Origin of the sequence: Pseudactinotalea sp. Z1748, assembly GCF_049725185.1 — a bacterium.
GTDB lineage: Bacteria > Actinomycetota > Actinomycetes > Actinomycetales > Beutenbergiaceae > CALKWS01.
Genome location: NZ_JBMPQB010000003.1, coordinates 111,425 through 135,929 on the forward strand (window position 1 = coordinate 111,425; position 24,505 = coordinate 135,929).

Annotated in this window: 24 protein-coding genes and 1 tRNA gene; 20 read left to right on the top strand and 5 right to left on the bottom strand. The window is 68.8% G+C overall.

Annotation, left to right across the window (positions count from 1 at the left end; genetic code table 11):
• Window positions 1-454 precede the first annotated feature (454 nt).
• Window positions 455-540: transfer RNA gene (locus ACO0LU_RS07830), tRNA-Leu, on the bottom strand.
• Between the two features lie 557 nt (window positions 541-1,097).
• Here ACO0LU_RS07830 and ACO0LU_RS07835 point away from each other — a divergent pair.
• The 6 genes from ACO0LU_RS07835 to ACO0LU_RS07860 all read left to right on the top strand — a co-directional run bounded on the left by ACO0LU_RS07835 (window position 1,098) and on the right by ACO0LU_RS07860 (window position 7,311).
• Window positions 1,098-2,012, top strand: coding sequence for a LysR family transcriptional regulator (locus ACO0LU_RS07835; RefSeq protein WP_424790820.1), 915 nt, complete (start codon window positions 1,098-1,100; stop codon window positions 2,010-2,012).
• Window positions 2,013-2,136: 124 nt separating this feature from the next.
• On the top strand, window positions 2,137-2,958 hold the full coding sequence (locus ACO0LU_RS07840) for a DUF3100 domain-containing protein (protein ID WP_424790821.1): 822 nt from the start codon (window positions 2,137-2,139) through the stop codon (window positions 2,956-2,958).
• The gene (locus tag ACO0LU_RS07845) at window positions 2,955-3,497 is read left to right on the top strand and encodes a hypothetical protein (protein ID WP_424790822.1); all 543 of its coding nucleotides are present in this window, start codon (window positions 2,955-2,957) and stop codon (window positions 3,495-3,497) included. Before ACO0LU_RS07840 ends, ACO0LU_RS07845 begins: the two co-directional genes overlap by 4 nt.
• A complete protein-coding gene (locus ACO0LU_RS07850; protein ID WP_424790823.1) occupies window positions 3,494-4,387 on the top strand; it encodes an NAD(P)-dependent oxidoreductase in 894 nt (297 codons plus the stop codon). The genes ACO0LU_RS07845 and ACO0LU_RS07850 overlap by 4 nt, the downstream gene beginning before the upstream one ends.
• Window positions 4,387-5,865: an aldehyde dehydrogenase family protein gene (locus ACO0LU_RS07855; protein WP_424790824.1), complete on the top strand. Its 1,479-nt coding sequence runs from the start codon at window positions 4,387-4,389 to the stop codon at window positions 5,863-5,865. The genes ACO0LU_RS07850 and ACO0LU_RS07855 overlap by 1 nt, the downstream gene beginning before the upstream one ends.
• Before the next feature lie 141 nt (window positions 5,866-6,006).
• Window positions 6,007-7,311: a M20/M25/M40 family metallo-hydrolase gene (locus ACO0LU_RS07860; RefSeq protein ID WP_424790825.1), complete on the top strand. Its 1,305-nt coding sequence runs from the start codon at window positions 6,007-6,009 to the stop codon at window positions 7,309-7,311.
• A 5-nt stretch (window positions 7,312-7,316) separates the two neighbouring features.
• Here the strand turns inward: ACO0LU_RS07860 and ACO0LU_RS07865 are convergent, their stop codons facing one another.
• Window positions 7,317-7,538, bottom strand: coding sequence for a DUF5703 family protein (locus ACO0LU_RS07865; RefSeq protein ID WP_424789165.1), 222 nt, complete (start codon window positions 7,536-7,538; stop codon window positions 7,317-7,319).
• A 53-nt stretch (window positions 7,539-7,591) separates the two neighbouring features.
• Here ACO0LU_RS07865 and ACO0LU_RS07870 point away from each other — a divergent pair, with 53 nt between their 5' ends.
• Window positions 7,592-7,915 carry a DNA primase gene (locus ACO0LU_RS07870; protein ID WP_424790826.1) on the top strand — a complete coding sequence of 108 codons (324 nt, stop codon included), beginning with the start codon at window positions 7,592-7,594 and terminating at the stop codon, window positions 7,913-7,915.
• A 19-nt stretch (window positions 7,916-7,934) separates the two neighbouring features.
• On the opposite strand, the gene ACO0LU_RS07875 is transcribed toward ACO0LU_RS07870, so the two are convergent.
• Entirely contained in the window at window positions 7,935-8,900 is a 966-nt protein-coding gene (locus ACO0LU_RS07875) for an aldo/keto reductase (RefSeq protein WP_424790827.1), read from the bottom strand.
• A gap of 43 nt (window positions 8,901-8,943) precedes the next feature.
• Between ACO0LU_RS07875 and ACO0LU_RS07880 the strand changes: the two genes are divergently transcribed.
• A complete protein-coding gene (locus ACO0LU_RS07880; RefSeq protein WP_424790828.1) occupies window positions 8,944-9,816 on the top strand; it encodes an undecaprenyl-diphosphate phosphatase in 873 nt (290 codons plus the stop codon).
• A 5-nt stretch (window positions 9,817-9,821) separates the two neighbouring features.
• A complete protein-coding gene (gene mshC, locus ACO0LU_RS07885) occupies window positions 9,822-11,111 on the top strand; it encodes a cysteine--1-D-myo-inosityl 2-amino-2-deoxy-alpha-D-glucopyranoside ligase (protein ID WP_424790829.1) in 1,290 nt (429 codons plus the stop codon).
• 8 nt (window positions 11,112-11,119) lie between these two features.
• Here the strand turns inward: mshC and ACO0LU_RS07890 are convergent, their stop codons facing one another.
• Together ACO0LU_RS07890 and ACO0LU_RS07895 are read right to left on the bottom strand one after the other, a co-directional pair.
• Window positions 11,120-11,947 (bottom strand): PAC2 family protein, encoded by an 828-nt coding sequence (locus ACO0LU_RS07890; protein ID WP_424791215.1) that lies wholly within the window; start codon window positions 11,945-11,947, stop codon window positions 11,120-11,122.
• A gap of 83 nt (window positions 11,948-12,030) precedes the next feature.
• On the bottom strand, window positions 12,031-13,260 hold the full coding sequence (locus ACO0LU_RS07895) for a cytochrome P450 (RefSeq protein ID WP_424790830.1): 1,230 nt from the start codon (window positions 13,258-13,260) through the stop codon (window positions 12,031-12,033).
• A 193-nt stretch (window positions 13,261-13,453) separates the two neighbouring features.
• On the opposite strand from ACO0LU_RS07895, the gene ACO0LU_RS07900 reads away from it, so the two are divergent.
• From ACO0LU_RS07900 to pafA, 11 genes are all read left to right on the top strand, one after another.
• Window positions 13,454-14,155, top strand: a complete 702-nt coding sequence (locus ACO0LU_RS07900) for a YqjF family protein (RefSeq protein ID WP_424790831.1) — start codon at window positions 13,454-13,456, stop codon at window positions 14,153-14,155.
• 175 nt (window positions 14,156-14,330) lie between these two features.
• Window positions 14,331-14,885, top strand: coding sequence for a DUF2231 domain-containing protein (locus ACO0LU_RS07905; protein ID WP_424790832.1), 555 nt, complete (start codon window positions 14,331-14,333; stop codon window positions 14,883-14,885).
• An 82-nt stretch (window positions 14,886-14,967) separates the two neighbouring features.
• A complete protein-coding gene (locus ACO0LU_RS07910; protein ID WP_424789156.1) occupies window positions 14,968-15,690 on the top strand; it encodes an HAD family hydrolase in 723 nt (240 codons plus the stop codon).
• Between the two features lie 25 nt (window positions 15,691-15,715).
• Window positions 15,716-16,831, top strand: coding sequence for a site-2 protease family protein (locus ACO0LU_RS07915; protein WP_424790833.1), 1,116 nt, complete (start codon window positions 15,716-15,718; stop codon window positions 16,829-16,831).
• A gap of 11 nt (window positions 16,832-16,842) precedes the next feature.
• A complete protein-coding gene (locus ACO0LU_RS07920) occupies window positions 16,843-17,928 on the top strand; it encodes a tRNA (adenine-N1)-methyltransferase (RefSeq protein WP_424790834.1) in 1,086 nt (361 codons plus the stop codon).
• Window positions 17,929-18,006: 78 nt separating this feature from the next.
• Window positions 18,007-19,665 (top strand): proteasome ATPase, encoded by a 1,659-nt coding sequence (arc, locus tag ACO0LU_RS07925; protein WP_424790835.1) that lies wholly within the window; start codon window positions 18,007-18,009, stop codon window positions 19,663-19,665.
• A 42-nt stretch (window positions 19,666-19,707) separates the two neighbouring features.
• Entirely contained in the window at window positions 19,708-21,306 is a 1,599-nt protein-coding gene (gene dop / locus ACO0LU_RS07930; protein WP_424790836.1) for a depupylase/deamidase Dop, read from the top strand.
• A 67-nt stretch (window positions 21,307-21,373) separates the two neighbouring features.
• Entirely contained in the window at window positions 21,374-21,565 is a 192-nt protein-coding gene (locus ACO0LU_RS07935) for a ubiquitin-like protein Pup (RefSeq protein WP_424789151.1), read from the top strand.
• The gene (prcB, locus tag ACO0LU_RS07940) at window positions 21,562-22,398 is read left to right on the top strand and encodes a proteasome subunit beta (RefSeq protein ID WP_424790837.1); all 837 of its coding nucleotides are present in this window, start codon (window positions 21,562-21,564) and stop codon (window positions 22,396-22,398) included. Before ACO0LU_RS07935 ends, prcB begins: the two co-directional genes overlap by 4 nt.
• Window positions 22,395-23,102 (top strand): proteasome subunit alpha, encoded by a 708-nt coding sequence (gene prcA / locus ACO0LU_RS07945; protein ID WP_424790838.1) that lies wholly within the window; start codon window positions 22,395-22,397, stop codon window positions 23,100-23,102. Before prcB ends, prcA begins: the two co-directional genes overlap by 4 nt.
• Window positions 23,099-24,493 (top strand): Pup--protein ligase, encoded by a 1,395-nt coding sequence (pafA, locus tag ACO0LU_RS07950; protein ID WP_424790839.1) that lies wholly within the window; start codon window positions 23,099-23,101, stop codon window positions 24,491-24,493. Before prcA ends, pafA begins: the two co-directional genes overlap by 4 nt.
• The last annotated feature ends 12 nt before the right edge of the window (window positions 24,494-24,505 follow it).

Consider the following 24,505-nt stretch of genomic DNA (forward strand, 5'->3'; position numbering starts at 1 on the left):
GGTGGAGACTCCAGACCTTGGAAGCGAGGATGGAGTCATGGCGAACAAACAGACCGCTGGAGGGCCGCCGGCACGTCGGTACAGCGAGGAGTAGCAGGCCGTTGCGGTGCGGATGGTGCGCACCCTGCGGACCGCTGGCACGCAATAGCGGTCTACTTAGACCCATGCGCAGGCAGATGACTCACGGGTTTCGCGGTGCTTGACCCTCAACTAGTCCCGCTTTCCGGGGCGGCCGGTAAACCAGCCCTGGGGCCACCTCGACGTCCTCGGTGATGGGGGACAGTTGGCGGTGCCCCGCTACGGCTGGTGTGCTAATCGGTGTGCCATTTAGTGTGCTGCGCAGCGGGTATCGCCGTGGAACTAGATGCCATAGGATGCGAAACCAAGACCGCGAGAACCGCCAAATCATGCGGTTGGCTGCTACGAGAAGGGTCTAGATGTGTCTAGGTGTGAGTGTCCAGAGGGGGACTTGAACCCCCACGCCCGATAAAGGGCACTAGCACCTCAAGCTAGCGCGTCTGCCAATTCCGCCACCTGGACCTGGGTGTCGCTCGCGTCCTGTGAACTCCAAACGACGCCCGCCAAGATATCACGCGAACACGGTCCCGGACGCCCCGCACGCACCGCCGCGGGCGTGGTGCGGGACACCCTCGCCGCGGCTTCCATTGCGGCCTGCGCACACCTGTTCACCGGCCTGCTGCGTCGTCATCGGGCGGGTAACCGGCCACGTCGTCCTCGGGGCGGGTAACCGGCCACATCGGCGGCCGCAGATATAAGACGGCCCCGAGGCAAGGCCTCGGGGCCGTCGCGCGACCGGCCGTTCAGAGGGGGGCCGTTCGGCCGTCGCGACTTAGCCGGGATCTCAACGTCTCCGAGGGGGACGGGGACTCTTTCCCGGCGGTGACCAGTGTACAAGGTGTTAACCCGTACTCAACATGGTGGCGCCGTGTCGGCCGTGGAACTTCACACGCCTTCGGTGGGCGTGAACTTGGGCTCCTGCGGCCACGAGCGGCAATCCGCGCCGATCCGCCGCCGTACAGGTCTGGGCGCCCCTGAGGCCCCCCAGGTGTCCCCGTGGGCTGTGTCACACTCGGCGAATGCTCGATGACCGTGCACTGCGCAACGTCGCAGTGGTGGCCAGACTGGGGTCGATCCGCGCCGCGGCACGCGAACTGGGTCTGGCTGCCTCGGCCGTGCAACGCTCCATCGCCGCCGCGGAACGGATGATCGGGATGCAGTTGTTCGAGCGCAGCGTGCGGGGTGTCGAGATCACCGAAGCAGGGCGTCTCGTGGTGGCTCAGGCGCACGACCGGCACGATCTTGGCGTGCAACTGGCCGCGCAACTCGATGGCCTCAAGGGCTTGGCGCGTGGGACGGTGACGATCGCGGCCGGTGAAGGATTCATTGCCGATTTGTGGCGCAAGGCATTGGACGGCTTCCTCGAGCAGCACCCAGGCGTCAGCGTCTGCCTCCACACCGCTGGAAGCGATGATCTGGTGGATCTGCTCATCACCGACACCGCCGATGTGGCGATCGTGCTGCACCCACGCCCGGATCCCCAGGTCCAGATCGTGCGCAGCAGGCAGGAGCCGCTCCAGGTGGTGTGTCCGCCCGATCACCCGTTCACACGCCTGGACGCAGTGGGACCGGCGGATCTGGACGGTGCCTTCCTGGCAATGTTGCCCGAGCGGTTCGGGATCCGCGCACTCCAGGATCAGTTCCTGCGGCACCACGGGGTGAGTGTCACACCTCGCTTGGAGAGCGCCTCCCAGGCCACCCTCATCCGGGCGGTGCGCAGCGGCCGTGCGGTCACCCTGTTGCCCACCGTGGCGGTGCGCTCCGCCCTCGACGCCGGCGACGTGGCCACCGTCCCGATCGCCGATGCCCAACTGTCCAGGGTTCGGGCCGGACTGTTGATCCGGCGAGACCGGCGCTTGGTTCCGGCGGCCCGCGCGCTCGTGTGGATGTGCGCGGCCGCCATGTTTGGCGGCCGCCCGCAGCCACAGCCATAGTTCCACCACTGCTGCGGGTGTTGCCTAGAGAGCAACACCGTGGGGACCGAGTTGATGTCTCGTGCAACACGGTGTGATGTTGCTAACTTCTGGGCATCCACGGATAGGAAAGAGGTGGATGTCGATGAAGACATTCCTGCGGCTTTGGCCGTTACATCTGGCGGTGCTCGTCGTGGCCGTCGTGAGCCAGTTCATCGGCGTACAGTCCATCCCGCTGGGCTTCGGCACCATCCTGCTGCTGCCGATGTTGTACGCCTTCGTGCTGTGCCTGCTCCTCAACCCGCACGTGATCCCGGCGGCCAAGAAGTTGGTCAGTGACCGCCGGGCCGCCGCGGCCGCGCCGCTCATCGTGATCGCGATCATGCCCTTCATCGCCAAATTCGGCACCACGATCGGACCGTCGATCTACGACATCATCGACGCCGGGGCCGCCCTGGTGCTGCAGGAACTGGGCAACCTGGCCACGGTCCTGCTGGCATTCCCGCTGGCGATATGGGTGCTCAAACTGCGCCGGGAGGCGATCGGCGCGGTGCACTCGATCGCACGTGAACCCAATGTGGCGATCATCGCCGACCGGTACGGTTTGCGCAGTCCCGAGGGGATGGGCGTGCTCGGGGTGTACGTGATGGGCACGCTGTTCGGCACTTTCATCTTCGCGCTCATGGCCTCGCTGCTGGCCTCACTGGACGTCTTCCGGATCGAGGCGCTGGCCATGGCCTGCGGTGTGGGTAGCGGGTCGATGATGGCCGCGTGCTCGGGTGGTCTGGCCGAGACGGTGCCCGAATCTGCCGATCTGATCCTGGCTATGGCCGGCGCCTCCAACCTGCTCACCTATGCCACCGGCATGTACATGAGCCTGTTCGTTGCGCTGCCGTTGGTGGAGTGGATGTATCGCAAGGCCCGGCCCAATGATCCCGTGCCGGCACGGAAGGGAGTAGTGCGATGACCGCACACGCAGAGAACGAGGGGTTCGTCCCCGAGGCCGGCGCGAACCAGTCCGGCGTGGACGACGACGTACCCGCCGAAGCAGATGAACGCAGCATGCGCCTCGGGCAGACCCTGCGCGACGTGGCGTGGATCTCCATCGTCAACATCCCGCTACAGGCGATCGCCACAGAGATGAACCTCGGTGAGATCGCCCTGGGCTTGGGGGCGTTGTACGTGATCTGCGTACTCGGGGTGCTGCTGACCAAGTTCGTGCCGTTCTACCTGCCGAGCGTGGCGTGGATCTCCCTGGTCGGGATCGCCGCGACCCTGCCGATGCTTCCCTGGGGCGACTTCGTCGTCTCCCTGGTGGGCGAACTGGACTTCCTGGCGATGGCCGTACCGGCGCTGGCCTATGCCGGCCTGGCGGTGAGCCAGCGGGAATTGAAGGTGATGCGAAAGTCGGGTTGGAAGTTGTTGCTGGTGGCGATCTTCGTGTTCGTCGGCACCTACCTGGGCTCTGTCCTGATCGCCGAACTGATGCTGGGCCTGACCACATGAGTGGTCGTGAGACGACCACGGACGCCCAGGAGAGCAGCAGGGAACAGGACAGCACCTGCGCGGTGATCGGACTGGGCCAGATGGGCAGCGGGATGGCGCGGGCTCAACGCCTAGCGGGGCGCACGGTCTACGGGGTGGACCCGGTGGTCGAGGTGACGATCGAGGGCGTGGTGCGCGCCGACCTCACCGAGGCCCTGACCCAGGCCGACGTAGTCCTGCTGTCCCTGCCGGGTTCGGAGCAAGTCCGCCACGTACTCACCGGCCCGGGTGGTCTGGTGGACCTGGATCTGCCCGCGAAACTGATCGTGGACACCAGCACCTCCGACCCGGCCAGCACCCGCGAACTGGCACAGACCCTGTCGCGGCACGATCACGTGCTCGTGGACGCACCGGTCAGCGGGGGACCGGCAGGGGCGCGCAACCAGACCCTGACCGTCTTCCTGGGCTGCCCCGAGGCCGAGTTGGAGCGCGTCCAGCGGGTACTGGCGCCGATGGCCACCACCATCACCCGAGTCGGCGAGGTCGGGGCGGGTAATATCGCCAAACTCGCCAACAACCTGCTCTGCGCCATTCACCTCACTGCCGCCCGGGAAGCGTGGGCGATGGCCCGAGCCGCCGGGGTGGACGCCGAGCGGTTGCTCACCGCGATCAACGGAGCCTCCGGACGCAGCGCGGTGACCGAGGTCAACATGCCCCGATGGGTGTTGTCCGGCAGTTACGACTCCGGCTTCCCGGTGAAACTGATGGCCCGGGATGTCGCGCTCGCCGATCAGGTGGCCCGGCAAATGGGAGTGGACAACCCGCTGTCGGGCACAGCCGTGAGCGCCTGGCAGGACCTGCTGACCACCGCCGGGCCGGAGGCGGACTTCAACAGGATGGTCGATCTCTGATGGACAGTGTCGAGACGTACTTTCCCGGTTCGAGCACCGGTAGTCACGTCGGCGGGGAGCTCCTCAGCGGCACCGGGCAGGCAGTGGACCTGGTGGACCCCACCACCGGTCAGGTGCTGACCACCTATGCCGATGGTGGAGCCGATGTCGTCGACGCGGCGGTGGCAGCAGCCACCGAGGGCGCCCGCCGCTGGCAGCAGATGACCGCCTCGGCCCGCGGGCAGGCGCTGTGGCAACTCGGGCAAGAGGTCCGGGCCGAGGCCGAGCCGCTGGCGCACCTGGAGGCGACGGTGGCGGGCAAACCCCTGCGCGACGCCGGTGCCGAAGTGGCCAAGGTGGCCGAGATGTTCGAGTACTACGCCGGTTGGGCGGACAAGCAGCACGGAGAAGTCATTCCGGTGCCCACCTCCCACCTGAACTACACCATCCGGGAGCCCTACGGCGTGATCGCCCAGATCACTCCGTGGAACGCCCCGGTGTTCACCGGTGGGTGGCAGATCGCACCGGCCCTCGCCGCAGGCAACGCCGTGGTGATCAAGCCCTCGGAGTCCACGCCGTTGAGCACGGTGGTGCTGGCCCGGCTCGCTGAGCGGGCCGGTGTCCCAGCCGGGGCGGTGAACGTGATCGCGGGCCTGGGGCCGACTGCTGGCGCGCGCCTGGTCACTCACCCCGGCGTCAACAAGGTGGTGTTCGTGGGGTCCCCGGCCACCGGGCGCCGGATAGCAGCGGCGGCTGCCGCCGAGTTGATCCCGTGCGTGCTGGAGTTGGGAGGGAAGTCGGCCAATATCGTCTTCGCCGACGCGAACATCTCCCGGGCGGTGGGCGGTGCCGCAGCGGCGATATTCTCCGGAGCCGGGCAGAGCTGCGTGGCAGGTTCCCGGCTGCTGGTTCAGCGACAGGCCTATGCCGAGGTGGTGGAGCGGCTGGCCGAACTGGCCGATCGGATCACGGTGGGTCCCCCCCTGTCCGAGAGCACCCAGGTGGGGCCGCTGCAGAACAAGCCCCAACTCGAGCGCGTCCGCCAGATGGTCGGAGCCGCCGCGCAAGCAGGCGCACGGGCGGTGACCAAGTCCACGGCGATGCCCGCCCACGGCTACTTCTACCGGCCCACGGTCCTTGCCGATGTGACCAACTCCGATGCCATCGCCCAGCAGGAGGTGTTCGGTCCGGTGGTGGCCGCGATCCCGTTCGAGGACGAGGACGAAGCGATCGCCCTGGCCAACGACACCCGATTCGGCCTGGCCGGCGCCGTCTGGACCGGCGGCGTCGAGCGGGCACACCGGGTGGCACGGGGTATCCGCGCTGGAACCGTGTGGGTGAACAGTTACAAGACGATCAACGTGATGTCACCCTTCGGTGGGTTCGCCGACAGCGGGTTCGGCCGCTCCAGCGGAACCGACGGGCTGGCGGAGTACACCCAGGCGAAGTCGGTGTGGGTGGAGACCGACGACGAGGCGCCGTTGGCCTTCGGATACTGACACGTCGGCCACGGCAGCCGGTCGACGTCGGCCGGGTGCTCCACCCGCGACCGGTATCGTGCGAACAGATGAGGCCTCGTGCCCGCCCTGATGCGGCCCTTGCGCCCGCCCGTGCCGGAACGACGTGGATTGGTGGAAGAGATGACCCCTGAACTCGATGTGGTGGACCTGTGCCGTGCGCTGATCCGGATCGACAGTTCCAACTACGGTGACGGGTCCGGCCCGGGGGAGCGGGAGGCCGCCGAGTTCGTGATGGAGAAACTGACCGAGGTCGGCTGGGACCCGGAGTACTTCGAGTCGACCGACCGGCGTGCCAACGTGGTGCTGCGCATCCCGGGAACCGACCGGGAACGGCCCGCGCTGGTGGTGCACGGGCACACCGACGTGGTGCCTGCCCAGGCCCAGGACTGGAAGATGGACCCGTTCGGCGGCGACGAGATGGACGGGATGATCTGGGGCCGCGGAGCCGTGGACATGAAGAACATGGACGCGATGATCCTGGCGGTCCTGCGCGACATGAAGCGCACCGGCTGGCGCCCGCCCCGTGACCTGGTGGTGGCCTTCTTCGCCGATGAGGAAGCCGGCGGGGTGTGGGGATCGCACTGGAGCGTGGACAACCGGCCCGAACTGTTCGAGGGAGCCACCGAGGCGATCAGCGAGGTCGGCGGTTTCAGTGTGGAGGTCAACGGACGCCGGGCCTATCTGCTGCAGACCGCCGAGAAGGGCATCGCCTGGACCAGGCTGATCGCCGAGGGCCGCGCCGGCCACGGTTCACAGATCAACACCGAGAACGCCGTCACCCACCTGGCCGCGGCCGTGGCCCGGATCGGGGCGCACCAATGGGACATCACCCTGGGCCCCACCGTGCGCAAACTCCTGGACGGAGTGGCCGAACTGACCGGCACCACCGTGGACCCGGACAATCCGGAGGACCTGCGGGTCCTGATCAACTCCCTGGGTGGGGCGAGCAAGTTCGTCGGTGCCACCCTCTCGGGCAACGCCAACCCCACCCGGCTCGACGCCGGGTACAAGGCGAACGTGATCCCCGGCAGCGCCGAGGCGGCCATCGACGTGCGGTTCCTGCCCGGACAGGAAGAAGCCACCGTGAACAAGATCGCCGAACTTGCCGGTGAGCACGTCCGGGTGGAGCCCATCCACCGCGACACCGCATTGGAGGTTCCCTTCGAAGGCGACCTGGTCGAGGCGATGATCGCCGCCCTGGATGCCGAGGACCCCGGTGCGGTGGTGCTGCCCTACATGCTTTCCGGTGGCACCGACAACAAGGCCCTGTCGAAACTGGGCATCACCGGCTACGGGTTCGTCCCGCTCCTGCTGCCGCCCGAACTGGACTTTGCCGGCATGTTCCACGGCGTGGACGAGCGGGTACCGGTGAGTTCGCTGGAGTTCGGGGTCCGGGTGCTGGAGCGGTTCCTGCGCACCTGTTGAGGCCCTCAGAGCGTGGAGTGCACCCGGTAGATCTTGCGTCGGAGCCACACCTTGCGCTCCCCGCCGGCATACAGGCACAGCCGGGCCAGTTCCCACCGGCCGTACTCGGCGTGCTCGGTGAGCAACCGGCGCACATCGTGCCGGCTTGATCGGGCGGGGAGGGTGAACACCCGCGTCTCGTAATGAGCCGAGCCGGTCTGCGCCGGCAGTATCGACACGTCCTGCATGGGCACACCTTATAGGTCTGTCGCCCGTGGTCAATGCGCGCTACCGTGCGCATATGGCAACTGATCCGCAGGCCGCCCTGGACCGGCTCTTCGCTGCTTTCAGCGCGCACCTGCACGCCGTCGCCGGCACCCGGGACGGCGACGCTCCAGCCGTGATCGATGCCGCCGACACGCTCATGGACGCCTTCGACACATATGACGAGGCGCTGTACGACGCCTACGAGGTGGACACCCCGTTCGTCGTCTACGACGGCGACGACGATGACGACGACTGGGAGGACGACGTCGACATCATCGACGTGGACGACGATGATGACGACGATCTGCCGGCGGTGGAAGAACTCGACGAACTCGATGAACCCGACGCCGACCGCTGAGAAACGAGCGCGGGCGCGATCATCGTCGCTCGGGATAGCCGAACTCCACCTCGGTGACCTCATCGAGCACCTGCCGGATCTGCCCGGGTAGTTCCAGGTCGGATGCGGCCAGCGAACCGCGCAACTGTGCCGGGGTACGAGCCCCGACGACGGCGGAGGCCACCCCGGGTGCATCCCGTACCCAGGCCAGGGCTACTTCGACGGGGGAGCGGCCCAGCCCCTCGGCGGCGGTGGACACGGCCTCCACCACCGAGCGGGCGTGAGCGGTCAGGTACGGCTCGACGAAGCCCCGCAGGTGCGGAGAGGCTCCCCGGGAGTCAGCCGGCACCGAGCGGCGGTACTTGCCCGACAGCACCCCACGTCCCAACGGGGACCAGGCCAGGATGCCCACGCCGCAAGCATCGGCTGCCGGCACCAGTTCCCGCTCGATGCCGCGCTGCAGCAGCGAGTACTCCATCTGCGCAGCGGTCAGGAACGTCTCGTCGGCGTCCAGCAGGGTCGCCGCCCGGGCCAGCTGCCAGGCCGGGAAGTTGGACAGCCCCACGTACCGGGTGCGCCCGGACACCACCGCCGCACGCAGCGCCGAAAGCGTCTCCCGTAACGGGGTGCTCCCGTCCGGGGCCTGCACCAGCCACAGGTCCAGGTGGTCGGTGCCCAGCCGGTCCAGCGAGGCGTCCAGGGAGTCCAGCAGCGCCCCGCGAGAGGTGTCCGGGCGGGCGCCGGCGGCATCGGTGCGCACCCCGGCCTTGGAACACAGCAGCACCTCCTCCCGGTCCACGCTGCGTTCCAGGAGCGCGCCGATGACCTCCTCGGCCCTGCCGTCGCCATAGGTGGCCGAGGTGTCCACCAGGTTGCCGCCCGCATCGAGGTAGGCCCGGAGCTGCTCCTCGGCTTCGTGTTCATCGGTGTCGCGGCCCCAGGTGAGTGTGCCCAGGCCGACAGAGGCCACCCGCAGTCCACTGTTGCCCACACGCCGAAGGTCCATGGCAGTGAAGGCTACCGGTCCGGGACGTCTAGTCTTGGGCGTCGTGACATGGTGGGAAGCGATCATTCTGGGATTGGTGCAGGGGCTCACGGAGTTCCTGCCGATCTCCTCCAGCGCGCACCTGCGAATCGTGGGGGAGTTGTTGCCCGGCGGCACCGACCCGGGTGCTGCGTTCACCGCGATCACCCAGATCGGCACGGAGACCGCGGTGCTGGTCTACTTCCGCAAGGACATCGCCCGGATCATCAGCCACTGGTTCAAATCGCTGCCGATCGGTCCCTGGCGGCGGCAGATTTCCACCGATGATCCCGACGCCAGAATGGGCTGGCTGATCATTCTGGGTTCCCTGCCGATCGTGATCGCCGGTCTGACGTTCGCCGAAACCATCGAATACGCGCTGCGGAACCTGTACATCACCGCCGCCGTGCTGGCCATCTTCGCCCTGATCCTGGGCTGGGCGGACCGGGTGGGAGCCAAGCGGCGCACCCTGGAGGAACTGACCTGGAAGCACGGGCTGTTGTTCGGCCTGGCCCAGGCGATGGCGCTGATCCCGGGGGTGTCCCGGTCCGGCGGCACCATCACCGCGGGGCTGCTGATGGGCTACACCCGGGAGGCGGCCGCGCGGTACTCCTTCCTGCTGGCGATCCCGGCGGTGATGGGTTCGGGATTCTTCCAGCTGATCCGCTCCGCCGGCACCGGCGGCCAGGCGGGGCCGGCGAACACCGCACTCGCCACCCTCGTGGCCGCAGTCGTGGGCTATGTGGTGATCATCGCGTTCCTGCGCATCGTGTCCACCTACTCCTACCTGCCGTTCGTGATCTACCGAATCATCCTGGCTGCGGTGGTATTCGGTCTGTTGGCCGCCGGGGTGCTGACAGCGCTGCCGGAGGATGCCCTCATTTCGCCGATAGGGTGAGGTACGTGCAGTCCTGGTCTTCCCCTCCCGTGCCCACCCTTCCTGTCGGCGGTATCGCGCCCCGGGTTCGCGACACCCTTACCGGTGGCCTGGCCCAACCCGTGAGGGAGGAGCAGGCGCGGATCTACGTATGCGGGATCACCCCGTACGACTCCACCCACCTGGGCCACGCAGCCACCTACATCGCCTTCGACACCCTGGTCCGCGCCTGGCGTGATGCCGGCCTCCAGGTGAACTACGTGCAGAACGTCACCGACGTGGACGACCCGCTGTTGGAGCGGGCCCGCCAGACCGGCGTGCCGTGGCAGGAACTGGCCCGGGACCAGGTGGCCCTGTACGTCTCAGACATGAGCGCGCTGCGCGTGCTGGCCCCGGATCACTACATCGGGGTGGCCGAGACCACGGACCTGGTGGCCGAGGCGGTCGCGCGGATGCTGCAGGCCGGCGGAGCGTACCGAGTGCACCCGGGGGACGACGAGCGGGGACCGGACATCTATGCTGACATCGCCTCCGATGACCGAGCCGGCAGTGTGGGGCGGCTCGATGAGGCCACCATGGACCGCTACTTCGCCGAACGCGGCGGTGACCCGCAGGTGCCCGGCAAGAAGCACCCGAGGGACCCACTGCTGTGGCGCGCCGCCCGGCCGGACGAACCGGACTTCGACGGCGGTCCGCTGGGCCGGGGCCGGCCCGGTTGGCACATCGAGTGCGCGGTGATCGCCGAGCACTTCCTGGGCGTGCCCTTCCACGTCCAGGGCGGGGGCACCGACCTGATCTATCCCCACCACGAGATGAGCACCTCCCACCTGCGGGTGCTGACCGGGAACCCTGAGCCGGCGTCGTCGTTCGTGCATACCGGACTGGTGGCCTACCAGGGCGAGAAGATGAGTAAGTCCCTGGGCAACCTGGTGTTCGTCTCCGACCTCCTGGACGACGTACCACCGGCAGCCATCCGCCTGGCGGTCCTGGCCAACCACTATTCGGTGGACTGGGAGTACACCACCGGACTGCTCACCGAAGCCACCCGGCGCTTGGAGCGCTGGCAGGGGACGCTGCAGCACGCCGAGGCCGCCGGCCACAAACCGGGTTCGGGAGCGGGCTCGGCGGGCGAGGACGTCCTCGCCCGCGTCCGTTCGGCGCTCGCCGAGGATCTGGACACGCCGGCTGCACTCGCGGCCGTGGACGCCTGGGCGGACGGGACCTCCACCGCCGCCGATGCCGCCCTGGTGGCGGACGCCGTCGATGCTCTACTCGGTGTGGACCTGCGCGCCGGTCGGGGCGCAGTGGCCGGCTGAAACCGGGGTCAGCTCCCGGAGACGGGTCCGCCGCCGGTGTCGCGGCGGCGCAGGAACCGCTCGAACTCGCGCGCGATGGCTTCACCGCTTGCCTCGGGAAGGTCGGCGGTGTCCTTGGCCTCCTCCAGTTGGCGCACGTACTCGGCCACCTCCGGGTCCTCCTCGGCGAGTTCATTCACCCCGTCCTGCCAGGCCCGGGAGTCCTCGACCAGGTCCCCGGTGGGCACGGGCTCACCGAGGAGTTCCTCCAGAGCGGTCAGCAGGGCCAGGGTGGCCTTCGGGGAAGGGGGCTGGGCAACGTAGTGCGGAACGGCAGCCCAGATGGACAAGGAGTGCAGGCCGCGGTCCAGCGCCATCTGCGCCAGCACGCCCACGATCCCGGTGGGTCCCTCGTAGTCGCCGTCCTCCACCCCGAGCAGGGCCTGCACGCGCGGGTCGTCCGAACTGGTCTGCACCGGTATCGGCCGGGTATGCGGCACGTCGGCGAGCAGGGCGCCCACGCACACGATGGTGCCCGCGTCCAGGTCCTCGGCGGCGTCCAGCAACTCGTTGCAGTACGCCCGCCAACGCAGTGAGGGTTCGGTGCCGCGGGCGAGCACCAGCCGCCGACCGGTCTGCGGGGTCACCGTCACCGAGACGGTGGTGGAGGGCCAGGTCAGCGCGCGGGAGCCGTCCGGGGTGCGTTGGACCACCGGTCGGTTCACCTGGAAGTCGTGGTAGGAGTCCGGGTCGATCTGGCGCATCTCCCGGGCGTCCCAGGCATCGGCGATCATCTTCAGCGCGGTGCTCGCCGAGGAACCGGCGTCATTCCAGCCCTCGAAGGAGGCCAGCATCATGGCAGGCGGGATCTCATCGGCCGGGTCGGGCTCTTCGCTACGGCGGTGGCGGGGGACGGAACTCACCCCAATAGCCTACGTCGTCACGGCCCGGAGAGCCGGAATCGCAGATGGAACGGACTGATCCCACCGGGCAGTGCCCGCCGGGGGCTCAGCGGTGGATCCACCAGCGTGAACTCCTCGGCGCTGACCAACTGCGCCAGCGCCGCGCCGGCGGTGTGCAGGACGACGTTGCGCCCCGGGCACATCGCCGGCCCACCGCTGAACGGCACCAGCGGCCAGTCCTCATCGGTGCGCGCGCGCAGCCACAGGTCCGGGGTGAACCGGTGCGCGCGGGAGATCCGGGTGTGGTCGCGGTGGAAGTACGGGGCGAACACGATGATGGAGGCACCGGCGGGTAGCGTCCCACCGGCCCAGGTCGTGGCCTGGGTGGTGTCTCGCAGGATCGCGGGGGTGGTGGGCCACAGGCGCAGTGACTCCAGGATGCAGGCACGCAGGTAGGGAAAGTCAGCGTCGGCCCCCGCGGTTTCGACCTCTTCCCGGGCGGTGCCCGCATGTCCGTCATGGGTGGCCAGGAGCGCTAACGCACGGTAGGTGGCCCAGGCCGCGGCGTCGAAGGCGAACAGCCACTGCGGGATCTGGTGGTGCTTGGCGGTGCCCTCCGGGCCGGGGGTGCGGGCCACCATCTGGGCCAGACTGCCCGGTTCGGCCAGCTCCACGTAGTCTGCCAGCCGCTCCAGGAACCGTTGCCGGCGCCTCGTTCGGGCAGGTTTGAGGAAGGACCAGTTCGCGTCCTTGCGCAGGCGCAACAGATCGTTGGTCACGGCGTGATCGTGGCGGGCTGTACCGCCGAGGACGACGCGGCGGACCATGCGGTGCCAGGCAGTCGCGAAACCCGGCCAGTCCAGGGTGCCGGTGAGGCGGGCATGGTCCAGCAGGGCGTTCATTTCCTCGGCGACCACCGCGCGCATCCGCTGCCCGTGCTCATGGGTACGGCGCTGCGGTTGCAGGACCTGTTCGTTGAAGGGGCGGCGGACGGTGCGCTCCTCGGGGGAGGAGATGAGCACTCCCTCGGGTTGGAAGTGACCCAAGGCCCCGCGCTTCTCGCGGGTGGAGGGGGAGAACGGCTCCGGTGACTCGTTCAGCACCCGGTGCACCTGGTCCGGTTCCAGGACGAAGGTGAACCGACGCCCGGGCAGCCGCACCTGCACCGGTCCGGGGCCGTACCGGTCTCGCAGGTGCTGCATGGTGCGGACCGCTTGCTTGTCGAGGCCGGCCTTCTGAGAGAGCAGCATCATAAGTGGGCGGCGCACGATCGCACCGCCGGCCGCCACCGGTGTCAGAACCCGGGTTAGCGCACGCACCCCATCCAGGAGGGAGGCGGACGGAACCTCGTGTGCGGGGTTGCGGTCGGAGTTGCGGTCGGAAACCATACTTGAGGCTAAGCCGCCCAGTGCTGCTCAGCATCTGCGAGTCCGGCGGCACCGGCAGAGGCGGAGGATTACGATGCCCAGTCGACATCCGGAGCACCGGGTACCCGTCGCGATCAATGTTCAGCACTGGCGAAACCTGACCTTCCTGCACTGGCCTATCGAGGCGGCGAGGTTGCAGGCGTTGATACCGCCGGCTCTGGTGGTGGACACCTTCGAGGGAACCGCATGGGTGAGCATCACTCCCTTCCGGATGCAGTACTTCGGTGCACCGGAGGGCGCCTTCGCGCTCGTGCCGGACTTCACCGAGGTGAACGTGCGTACATACGTACACGGCGTAGATGGGCACGACGGGGTCTGGTTCTTCTCCCTGGAGTGTTCACGGTTGCCCGTCACCGTGCTGCTGCGCCAACTCGGCCTGCCCTACCAGCGTTCGACCACGGATCAGCGTGAGCGCGGCGGCGCGGTTCAGTACACCTCCCGGCGCCGGGCGGGCCATGGATGGTTCGGCGCGGAGGTGGAGGCCGGCGAGCGGATTGAGCATCCGAGCCCGCTCGAGAACTTCCTCACCGGCAGATGGAACGGGTACGGCCGTACCCGGGGACGGATCTGGCGTACCCCGATCGAGCACGAGCCCTGGCCGCTGCACACCGCGCGGGCCAGGTGCGATCCGGCCGCGTTGTTCGCCGCGAACGCACTACCGCACCCGCACACGTCACCGGTGGTGCACTTCTCCCCACTGGTGCACGTGCGCATCGGGATGCCCCGGCCGGTGTGAGACGGTCCTACCCGGCTTGCGGCGCGAGCCAGCTCAACGGCCCGCTCGGCCACGCCTACCGGATTGCTCGGGATGCACGTGGGGCACCCCTGACGCACACTGGCATCGTGCGCTCGAGGCGACCCAAGGAGATCCACATGACCAGGTGCTCGTCCGCTCCGCAAAGGAGCCTCGGATGAGGCGTCGTCGACTGCCCACGATGGTCCGCATGATGAGTCGGATCGAAGAAGCCGACGTGTTGGACGACTACGCCGATTCAGTCCAACCGTTGGCTGATGCGCTCGTCGCCGATGCGGGCCGACGGCGGATGTTGCACGGTCATGCACTGGGACACGCACTGCATCCCCTGCTCAGCGACGCACCGATCGGCGCCTGGCTCAGCACCGCGGTGCTGGACGTGACCGGCGGCGCCCGCGCCCGCCCCGCCGCCAGGCGACTGCTGGGCTTCGGCATCCTGGCAGCGCTGCCGACCGCGATCACCGGGTGGGCCGAGTGGGCCGGCACCGACGCCCGCAGCCGGCGGGTGGGCCTGGTGCACGCCGGCGCCAACTCGGTGGCCCTCGGGCTGCACGCTGCCTCCTGGTTGCTGCGCCGCCGCGGTCGTCACGGTGCCGGTGTGACGCTCAGCATGCTCGCCAATGGCGCCCTGGCATCCGCGGGACAACTCGGGGGCCATCTGACGGTAGCCCGCAAGGTGGGGTCACGTCACGAGCATTTCGACCACGGCTGATCCGGTGGCGGTACCGGGCACTTCGATGCGACTAGCCTGTTCCTGCACATCGTTTCGCGGATGACGACGGCTGGAGCCCAACTTGGATGTCCCTTCTCAGAGCGTTCTCGCAGGTCAGGAGACCCTTGAGCCGCGGTACCCACTGGAAGCGGTCCTTTGGGATATGGACGGCACCCTGATGGACTCCGAGCCGCACTGGCTCGCCGCTGAGCAGGAACTGTGCGCCGAACACGGGGGAACGTGGGATGAGTCCCTCGCCCTGGAACTGGTGGGGCTGCCCTTGTCGGTCTCGGCCCAGCACCTGCGCGAACGGGCCGGGATCCGCGGCACCACCGAGGAGATCGTGCAGACCCTGCTGGACCGGGTCACCCTCCGGGTCGCGGACGGCGGCATCCCATGGCGACCCGGGGCGGCCGAACTCCTGCACGAACTGCGCGCCCGGCGCGTGCCGTTGGCACTGGTCACGATGTCGTACGCGCAACTGGCCGACGTGTTCATCGACTCCCTGCCCGAGGGGACCTTCTCCGCCGTGGTCACCGGTGACACGGTCAGCAACGGAAAGCCGCACCCCGAGCCCTATCTCACTGCGATGGACCGGCTGGGCGTCAGTGCCGCCGGCTCGATCGCGATCGAGGACTCCGTCCCGGGGCTGACCGCTGCCCAGGCCTCAGGTGCCTGCACCATCGGGGTTCCGGCGCTGCTGCCCATCCCCGCCGCACCCGGGAGAGTCCTGCTGGACACCCTCGAGGGGGTCTCGGTACACCACCTGCGCCAGATCCTCACCGCCTGCCGGCAGCGCCGGTGAGGATGCCCGGAAGCACCAGGCGGGGATGAGACGCTCACGCACCCGGGGCTGGCGGATCGGGCGGATCGCGGGAACGCCGCTGATCCTCGCGCCCGGTTCGGTGGTGCTCGGGGCGGTGCTGTATGTGCTCTTCCTGCCCACATTCCAGGCGCTGCTCGGCGACTCGCCGCGGACCTATCTCATCGCGGCGCTGCTGCCGGCGGGTCTGCTGGCTTCGATCCTGGTCCACGAGGTGGCTCATGGGCTCACCGCCCGGCTCTACGGGGTGCCCGTCACCGAGTACGTGCTCACCCTGTGGGGCGGGCACACGGCCTTCGACCACGGCCTGGACCGGCCGGGCCGCTCGGCTGTGGTCTCGGTGGCCGGACCGGCCGCGAATGCCCTGATCGCCGGGCTCATGTGGATACCGATCACAGCGGGCCAGGGGAGCGCCGCCGATGTGATGCTCTCCGCGGTGGTGTACGTCAACGCGGTGCTGGCGGCGTTCAACCTGCTCCCGGGCCTGCCGATGGACGGGGGCCGGATCCTGGAGGCTGCGGTCTGGAAACTCACCGGCAACCGCGCCAGCGGCACGATGGTGGCTGCCCGTGGCGGCCAGGTGCTGGCCCTGGGGGTGGCCCTCTGGGGCCTGTGGCCGTTGCTGCTGGGGGGAACCGGCACCTTCCGCCTGGTCTGGGCACTGCTGATCGCCGGGGTGTTGTGGTTCGGTGCGCAGTCCGAGGTGCGCCGTGCCAAGGCCCAGCGAGCCACCGCCGGGGTGGATCTGAGCGCCCTGGTGCAACCGGCGCTCGTGTTGCCCGAGACCGCCAGCCTGACCGACTGGGACCGCGCCGGCGGGGGCCACGCGGTGACCGTGCTGACCGCCGCCGACGGCGCTCCGACCGGACTGGTCCAGGACCAGGCCGCCGCTTCGGTGCCGGCGCCGTCCCGGCCGCGCACCACGCTCGGCGCCGTCTCGGTGCCGGTGCCCCCGGTGGCGGTGATCTCCACCACCCGCGGAAGTGAGGCGGTCGCCCAGGTCGCCAGGGCTGCACAGGCAGGTGCCGGCACGATCGTCGTGCTCGGCGCGCCGGCGAGCGGGCGGACCGGCATCCGCGGGGTGCTCGACGTGAAGCACGTCATCGACGCGCTGGGCGCGTAGACTCACCGGCCGTGAGCCACGACATCCCTACCGGAGCCCAGGTCCGCCGAGGCCTGCTGCGACCGGGCGACAAGGTGCAACTGACCGACCCCAAGGGACGGCTGAGCACCATCGTGCTCGAGACCGGCAAGATCTTCCATACCCACCGGGGCTCCTTCGCCCACGACGAACTGATCGGTGCGCCCGAGGGCAGCGTGGTCACCACCAGTGGCGGGGTGGCCTACCTGGCGCTGCGACCCCTGCTGAGTGACTACGTGCTGTCCATGCCCCGTGGTGCCGCGGTGATCTACCCCAAGGACGCCGCGCAGATCGTCACCCAGGCCGACATCTACCCCGGGGCGTGCGTGGTGGAGGCCGGGGTGGGTTCGGGGGCGCTGACCTTGTCGCTGCTGCGGGCGGTGGGTGATCACGGTTCGCTGCTGTCGGTGGAGCGTCGCGCCGACTTCGCCGAGATCGCCCAGGGCAACGTGACCGACTTCTTCGCCGGTGACCACCCCGCGTGGGAACTGGCGGTGGGGGACCTGGCCGAGGTGTTGCCCGAGCGCGCCGAACCGGGCTCGGTGGACCGGATCCTGCTGGACATGCTGGCGCCGTGGGAGAACCTGGAGGTGTGCGCCGACGCGCTCGCCCCCGGTGGGGTGCTGCTGGCCTATGTGGCCACCGCCACCCAACTCTCCCGGCTGGCCGAGGACCTGAAGGCCGACGGGCGGTTCACCGAGCCGGTGGCCTGGGAGTCGATGGTGCGCGGCTGGCACCTGGAGGGCCTGGCGGTGCGGCCCGAGCATCGCATGATCGGCCACACCGGATTCCTGCTCACCACCCGGCGGATGGCACCGGACACCCCGGCACCGCTGCGCCGTCGTCGTCCGGCGCCGGGGGCCTACTCCGAACCGGCGGCCGACTTCGACGAGGCCGATCTCTCCGCTGACCTGGCCGAGCGGGATCTGAGCGCGAAGAGGCTGCGCAAGGTACGCCGCGAGCAGCGCCGTCGTGCGGCGGCCGCCGACTCCCCGAACCCACCGGAAGACCGGTCCGGTACCGGGGCCGACCCAGTCCCTGATCAAGACTCAGCGCCTGACCAAGACCCAGCGCCCTGATCAGGGTGCGGCCACCAGGCCGACTCCGCTGCGCCGTCGTCGTCGGTCCTGGCTTACAGTGGTCACCAGGAGGTTCAGATGCCCTCAGTGGACACCGGTGGGGCGCCTTCGGGGCGCGAGCGCGAACTGCGCCAGCAGGCGATCGACCTCGCCGGCAAGAACGAACGCCTGGTCGAGGCACTGAGCGCTGCGCGTGCCCAACTGGTGGAGTTGCGCACCCAACTGGAGGAGATGAGCAAGCCGCCGGGGTCCTACGCGCTGTTCGTGCGCGCGCACTCCGACGGCACCGCCGATGTGATGTCCGCAGGCCGCAAGTTGCGGCTCGGGGTCTCACCCTCGGTGGCCCTGGAGGAGTTGACCCTGGGCCAGGAGGTGCAGCTGAACGAGGCGATGACCGTGGTCGGCGTCGGCGGGTTCGAGCCGGTCGGGGAACTGGTCACGGTCCGGGAGATGCTCGACAAGGACCGGGCACTGGTGCTGGGCCGCTCCGATGAGGAGCGCGTGGTGCGACTGGCCGGGTCGCTGCAGGACGAGCACGTACGGGTGGGGGACACCCTGACCGTGGACGGGCGCACCGGGTTCGCCTTCGAGCGAATCCTGCGTTCGGACGTGGAGGACCTGGTGCTGGAGGAGATCCCGGACGTGGACTACTCCGACATCGGAGGCCTGGCGGCCCAGATCGACCAGATCCGTGACGCCGTGGAGCTGCCGTTCGCCCACCCGGAACTGTTCCGCGAACACGGCCTCAAACCCCCCAAGGGGCTGTTGCTGTACGGCCCGCCCGGGTGCGGAAAGACCCTGATCGCCAAGGCGGTGGCGACCTCGCTGGCCAGGACCGCCACCGCCCAGGACGCCGAAACCGACGCCGCCGGGCGGGCGCGGTCCTACTTCCTCAACGTCAAGGGCCCCGAACTGCTGAACAAGTTCGTCGGGGAGACCGAGCGGCACATCCGCCTCATCTTCTCCCGGGCCCGGGAGAAGGCCTCCCAGGGGATCCCGGTGGTGGTGTTCTTCGATGAGATGGAGTCGCTGTTCCGCACCCGCGGCACCGGGGTGTCCTCGGACGTGGAGACCACGATCGTGCCCCAGTTGCTCAGCGAGATCGACGGCGTGGAACGACTGGAGAACGTCATCGTGATCGGTGCCTCCAACCGGGAGGACATGATCGACCCGGCGATCCTGCGGCCCGGGCGGTTGGACGCGAAGGTCAAGATCGAACGACCCGACGCCGAGGCCGCGCGGGACATCTTCAGCAAGTACCTCACGGCCGACCTGCCGATCCACCCAGACGACCTGGCCGAGCACGACGGCAACCCGGACTGTGCCGTGGCGGCGATGATCGAGCAGGTGGTGGGCAGGATGTACGCCACCGAACCTCACAACCAGTTCCTCGAGGTCACCTACGCCAGCGGGGACAAGGAGATCCTGTACTTCAAGGACTTCAACTCCGGGGCGATGATCGCCAACGTGGTGGACCGGGCCAAGAAGAAGGCCATCAAGGATCTGCTCGCCTCCGGGGTGCGGGGCATCCGCGTGGAGCACCTGCTGGACGCCGCGCTGGAGGAGTTCAAGGAGAACGAGGATCTGCCCAACACCACCAACCCCGACGACTGGGCGCGGGTGTCGGGCAAGAAGGGTGAGCAGATCGTGTTCATCCGCACGATCGTGCAGCACAAGGGTTCACCCGAGGCCGGCCGCACCATCGAGTCCGTGCGCCCCACCGGCCAGTACCTCTAGGCACACGCGGCGTCGCCGCGATCGGCCGCTTAGGCTGGGTGGGTGAGTGTGCGGCGTATCGTGGGCATGGAGACCGAGTTCGGCATCATGGGCGACAGTCCCGGGCTGAACCCGATGCTGATGTCGGCCCAGATGGTCACCGCCTACGCCCGGCACGCGCTCCCGGAAGGCACCTCACCGCGGTGGGACTACTCCGATGAGGATCCGCTCAACGATGCCCGGGGCTGGCGGCTGGAGCGCGGGGCGGCCCATCCGAGCCAACTCACCGATACCCCTGGATCCGAGGCGAGCGATGCCGCTTCGACGTCACACTGGCCGGCCATCCGGGAACAGCGCCGCGGCGCGCCGGAGCCGGATCAGGGGCTGGTGGCCAACGCCGTGCTGACCAATGGAGCCAGGTTCTATGTCGACCACGCCCATCCGGAGTACTCCGGACCCGAGACCACCGGACCGCTGGCAGCGCTTACCTGGGACCGGGCCGGCGACGAGATCGCGCTGCGAGCCAGCAGGTTGCTCGCCCAGATCCCCGGCATGCCTACTGTGACCCTGTACAAGAACAACACCGATGGCAAGGGTGCGAGCTATGGCACCCACGAGAACTACCTGGTGGACCGCCGGGTGCCCTTCGTTGACATCGTGGACTACCTCACCCCGTTCCTGGTGACCCGGCAGATCTTCTGCGGCGCGGGCCGGGTGGGCCTGGGTCAGCATGGCGAGAACCCGGGTTACCAGATCTCCCAGCGGGCCGACTTCATCGAGGCGGAGGTCGGCCTGGAGACGACCCTGCGCCGCCCCATCATCAACACCAGGGACGAACCCCACGCCGATCCCCGCGACTACCGGCGCCTGCACGTGATCATCGGTGACGCCAACCTGGTCCAGGTGTCGAATTACCTGAAGCTCGGGACCACCGCGCTCCTGCTCTGGCTGCTGGAGACCGGGCAGGTCCCGCTGGAACTGTCCGCGCTCCGACTGGCCGACCCGGTCGCGGCGGTCCGCACGATCAGCCGGGACCCGACACTGGGGGAGAAGGTGGATCTGGAGGATGGCCGCAGCATGACCGCGGTACAGATCCAACAGATCTACGCGGACGTGATCGGGGCGGCGCTGCACGAGCGCGGCCGGATCGATGAGCAGACCCGGGACGTCCTGCTGCGATGGCGCGAGGTGCTGTCCAGGCTGGCCACCGACCCGGCCCAGTGCGCCCGGGAGGTGGAGTGGGTGGCCAAACTCCGCCTGCTGGAGGGCATGCGCGCCCGCCGTGGGACGGACTGGGACGACCACCGCCTGGCCGCGATGGATCTGCAGTGGTCCGATCTACGCCCGGAGAAGGGCGTCTACGCCCGCCTGGCCGCAGCGGGGGGAGTGGAGATCCTAGTCGATGACCAGCAGGTGGAGCACGCCATCGCCAACCCCCCGTCCGACACCCGGGCCTACTTCCGCGGTGAGACGCTCCGGCGGTACGGCCCCCAGGTGGAGGCGGCGAACTGGGACGCGGTGGTCTTCGACCTGCCCGGCCGGGCACACCTGACGCGGGTGCCGACCTCCGACCCCTACCGGGGCAGTGCCGAGCACGTGGGTGATCTGCTGGCTGCCCACCCGCGGGCAGAGGATCTGATTGCCGCACTCGGCAATCCATGACGCCGGGGCGAGCCCGCGCGTCGTAGGATCGAGGTAACAGTTCTCCCGGCGTACCTAGGAGGCATCGGTGGCCCGCCAGTTCGAGCAGAAGCGCCCGTCCGACCCGCCCGACGACGACGTACCCACTCCGGCCCCGACCGGCGCGGGTGCCCGCGCCCAGGATGCCGAGGTCGATGCGCTCCTCGATGAGATCGATGAGGTGCTGGAGACCAACGCGGAGACGTTCGTTCGCGGCTTCGTGCAGAAGGGCGGCCAGTGACCGGCGCAGCCGGGGACCGGCTGCCGGCGGTCTATACCCGTCCGGGTAGCGCCTCGTTCACCGAATTCCTGGCTGAGGCGGCACCCGAACTCCTTCCCGGGCGACGCTATGCCGGGCAGGAACTGGACGTGGCTTCGCTACCGGCCCCCCACGCCACCACTATCGTCGCCCTGACCTACCCCGGTGGTGTGGTGATGGCCGGGGACCGGCGCGCCACGATGGGTTCCCAGATCTCGCACCGGCGGATGGAAAAGGTGTTCTCCGCCGACGAGTTCTCCGCGATCGGGATCGCCGGCACCGCCGGCCTCGCCGTGGAACTGGTGCGCCTGTTCCAACTCGAGTTGGAGCACTTCGAGAAGATCGAGGGTGCGCTGTTGTCGTTGGAGGGGAAGGCGAACCGGCTGGCCACGATGGTCCGTTCCAACCTTCCCCTGGCTCTGCAGGGTCTGGCCGCGATCCCGCTGTTCGGCGGCTACGACCAGGGCGAGGGGACCGGTCGGATCTTCTCCTACGACGTCGTCGGCGGGCGGTATGAGGAACGTGACTACCACGCCGTCGGGTCCGGCGGGGTCTACGCCCGCGGTTCACTGAAGAAGCTCTGGCAACCCGACCTCGATCCCGACGCCGCGGTGCGTACCGCGCTGCGGGCCCTGGTCGACGCGGCCGATGACGACTCGGCCACGGCCGGCCCGGACCTGCTGCGCAAGATCTACCCGATCGTGGTGCGCATCGACGTCGAGGGGTTCACCCGGATCCCGGCGGCGGACCTGGGCCGACACGCGGAGGAGATCAACGCCCGGCTCGCCGAGACCGAGGAAGGAGACCGGTCATGACGCAGGCGTACTACGTCTCCCCGGAACAACTGATGAAGGACCGGGCGGACTTCGCGCGCAAGGGCATCGCGCGCGGCCGCTCGGTGGTGGCTCTGGGCTATGTCGGCGGGATCGCCTTCGTCACCGAGAACCCCTCCAGGGCACTGCACAAGATCTCCGAGATCTACGACCGGATCGCCTTCGCCGCGGTGGGCAAGTACAACGAGTTCGAGAACCTGCGGGTGGCCGGGATCCGCTACGCGGACCTGCGTGGGTACTCCTACGACCGCACCGACGTCAACGCCCGGGGCCTGGCCAACGCCTACGCGCAGAGTCTGGGGGCGGTGTTCACCACTGAGTCCAAGCCGCTGGAGGTCGAGATCGCCGTCGCCGAGGTTGGCGCGGATCAGGACACCGACCAGATCTACCGGCTCTCCTACGACGGGTCGGTCAGCGACGAGCACGGTTTCGTGGTCATGGGTGGTGCGGCTGACCGGCTCGGCAGGATCGTGGCCGAGCAGTGGCGCACCGGCCTGGAGCTGAGCGAGGTGATGCGCCTGGCGGTGAGTGCCCTGGGCAGTCCGGATGCGGAGGTCGAGGAGGACGGGAAACGGCGCCGGATACCCGCTACCGGCCTGGAAGCGGCCATATTGGACCGGACTCGGCCCCGCCGGGCGTTCCGTCGGCTCGATGCGAGTGCCCTGGAATCGTTGCTGAACGAATGACCGCGCGCATCTTCGGCCTGGAGACCGAGTTCGGCATCACCTCGGCCACCACCTCGGGACGCACGCCCTCGGCCGAGGAGATCGCCCGGTACCTGTTCCGCAAGGTCGTGGCCTGGGGCCGGTCGTCGAACGTGTTCCTGGGCAACGGTGCGCGCCTGTACCTGGATGTGGGGTCACACCCCGAGTACGCCACGGCCGAGTGTGATGACCTCCGCCAACTCCTCATTCAGGACAGGGCCGGCGAGCAGATCATGGTCGGGTTGTTGACCGACGCCGCCGAACGGATGGCCGCCGACGGTATCGACGGCACCATCCACATGTTCAAGAACAACCTGGACTCGGCGGGGAACTCCTACGGGTGCCACGAGAATTACCTGATCCGGCGGCGCTCGGACTTCAGCCGTATCGCCCACGCGCTCATCCCGTTCCTCATCACCCGCCAGATCCTCACCGGTGCCGGGCACGTGCTGCCCGGGAGCGGTGGGGCCCGGTACTGCTTCTCCCAGCGCGCCGACCACATGTGGGAGGCGACCAGTTCGGCCACCACCAGGTCCCGCCCGATTATCAACACCCGGGACGAACCGCACGCCGACGCCGACCTGTACCGCCGCCTGCACGTGATCAGCGGGGACTCCTCGATGTCCCAGACCACCACGATGCTCAAGGTGGGCATGACCGACCTGATCCTGCGGATGCTGGAAGCCGGGGTGATCCTGCGTGACTTCACCTTCGCCAACCCGGTGCGGGCGATCCGCCAGATCTCCCACGACCTGACCGCCTCCACCCAGGTTCCGTTGGCGCACGGCACCACGGCCAGTGCTCTGGATGTTCAGGAGTACTACCTGGAGCGCACCCGCACCTTCCTGTCCGCCAGCGACCAGCACGGCCCCTACGACGGCTGGGTGCTGGACCTGTGGTCGCGTGGGCTGGAGGGGTTGCGCACCGGGAACCTCGAACCGGTTGAGACCGAACTTGACTGGGTGATCAAGAAACGGCTCCTGGACCGGTACCTGGCCGGGAAGAACGTGCCGCTGACCGACGCCCGGGTGAGCCGGCTGCTGCTGGCCTATCACGACATCTCACCGCGGCACGGGTTGTTCCCGAAACTGGAGGCCCGCGGCCTGGCCGCCACGATGGTCTCGGCGGAGGAGGTGGAGACGGCGACCACCACACCGCCGCAGACCACTCGGGCCAAGCTCCGGGGCGACTTCGTCCGTGCCGCAACCGAGCGCCGCCGGGACTTCACCGTGGATTGGGTGCACCTGAAACTGAACGACTACTCCGGCCGCACGGTGTTGTGCAAGGACCCGTTCCGCTCCTCCGATGAGCGCGTGGACCGGTTGATCGCCAGCATGGATGAGGCCCACCCGGGTCCGATGCCGGTGATCTGAGGCAGTGGCTCG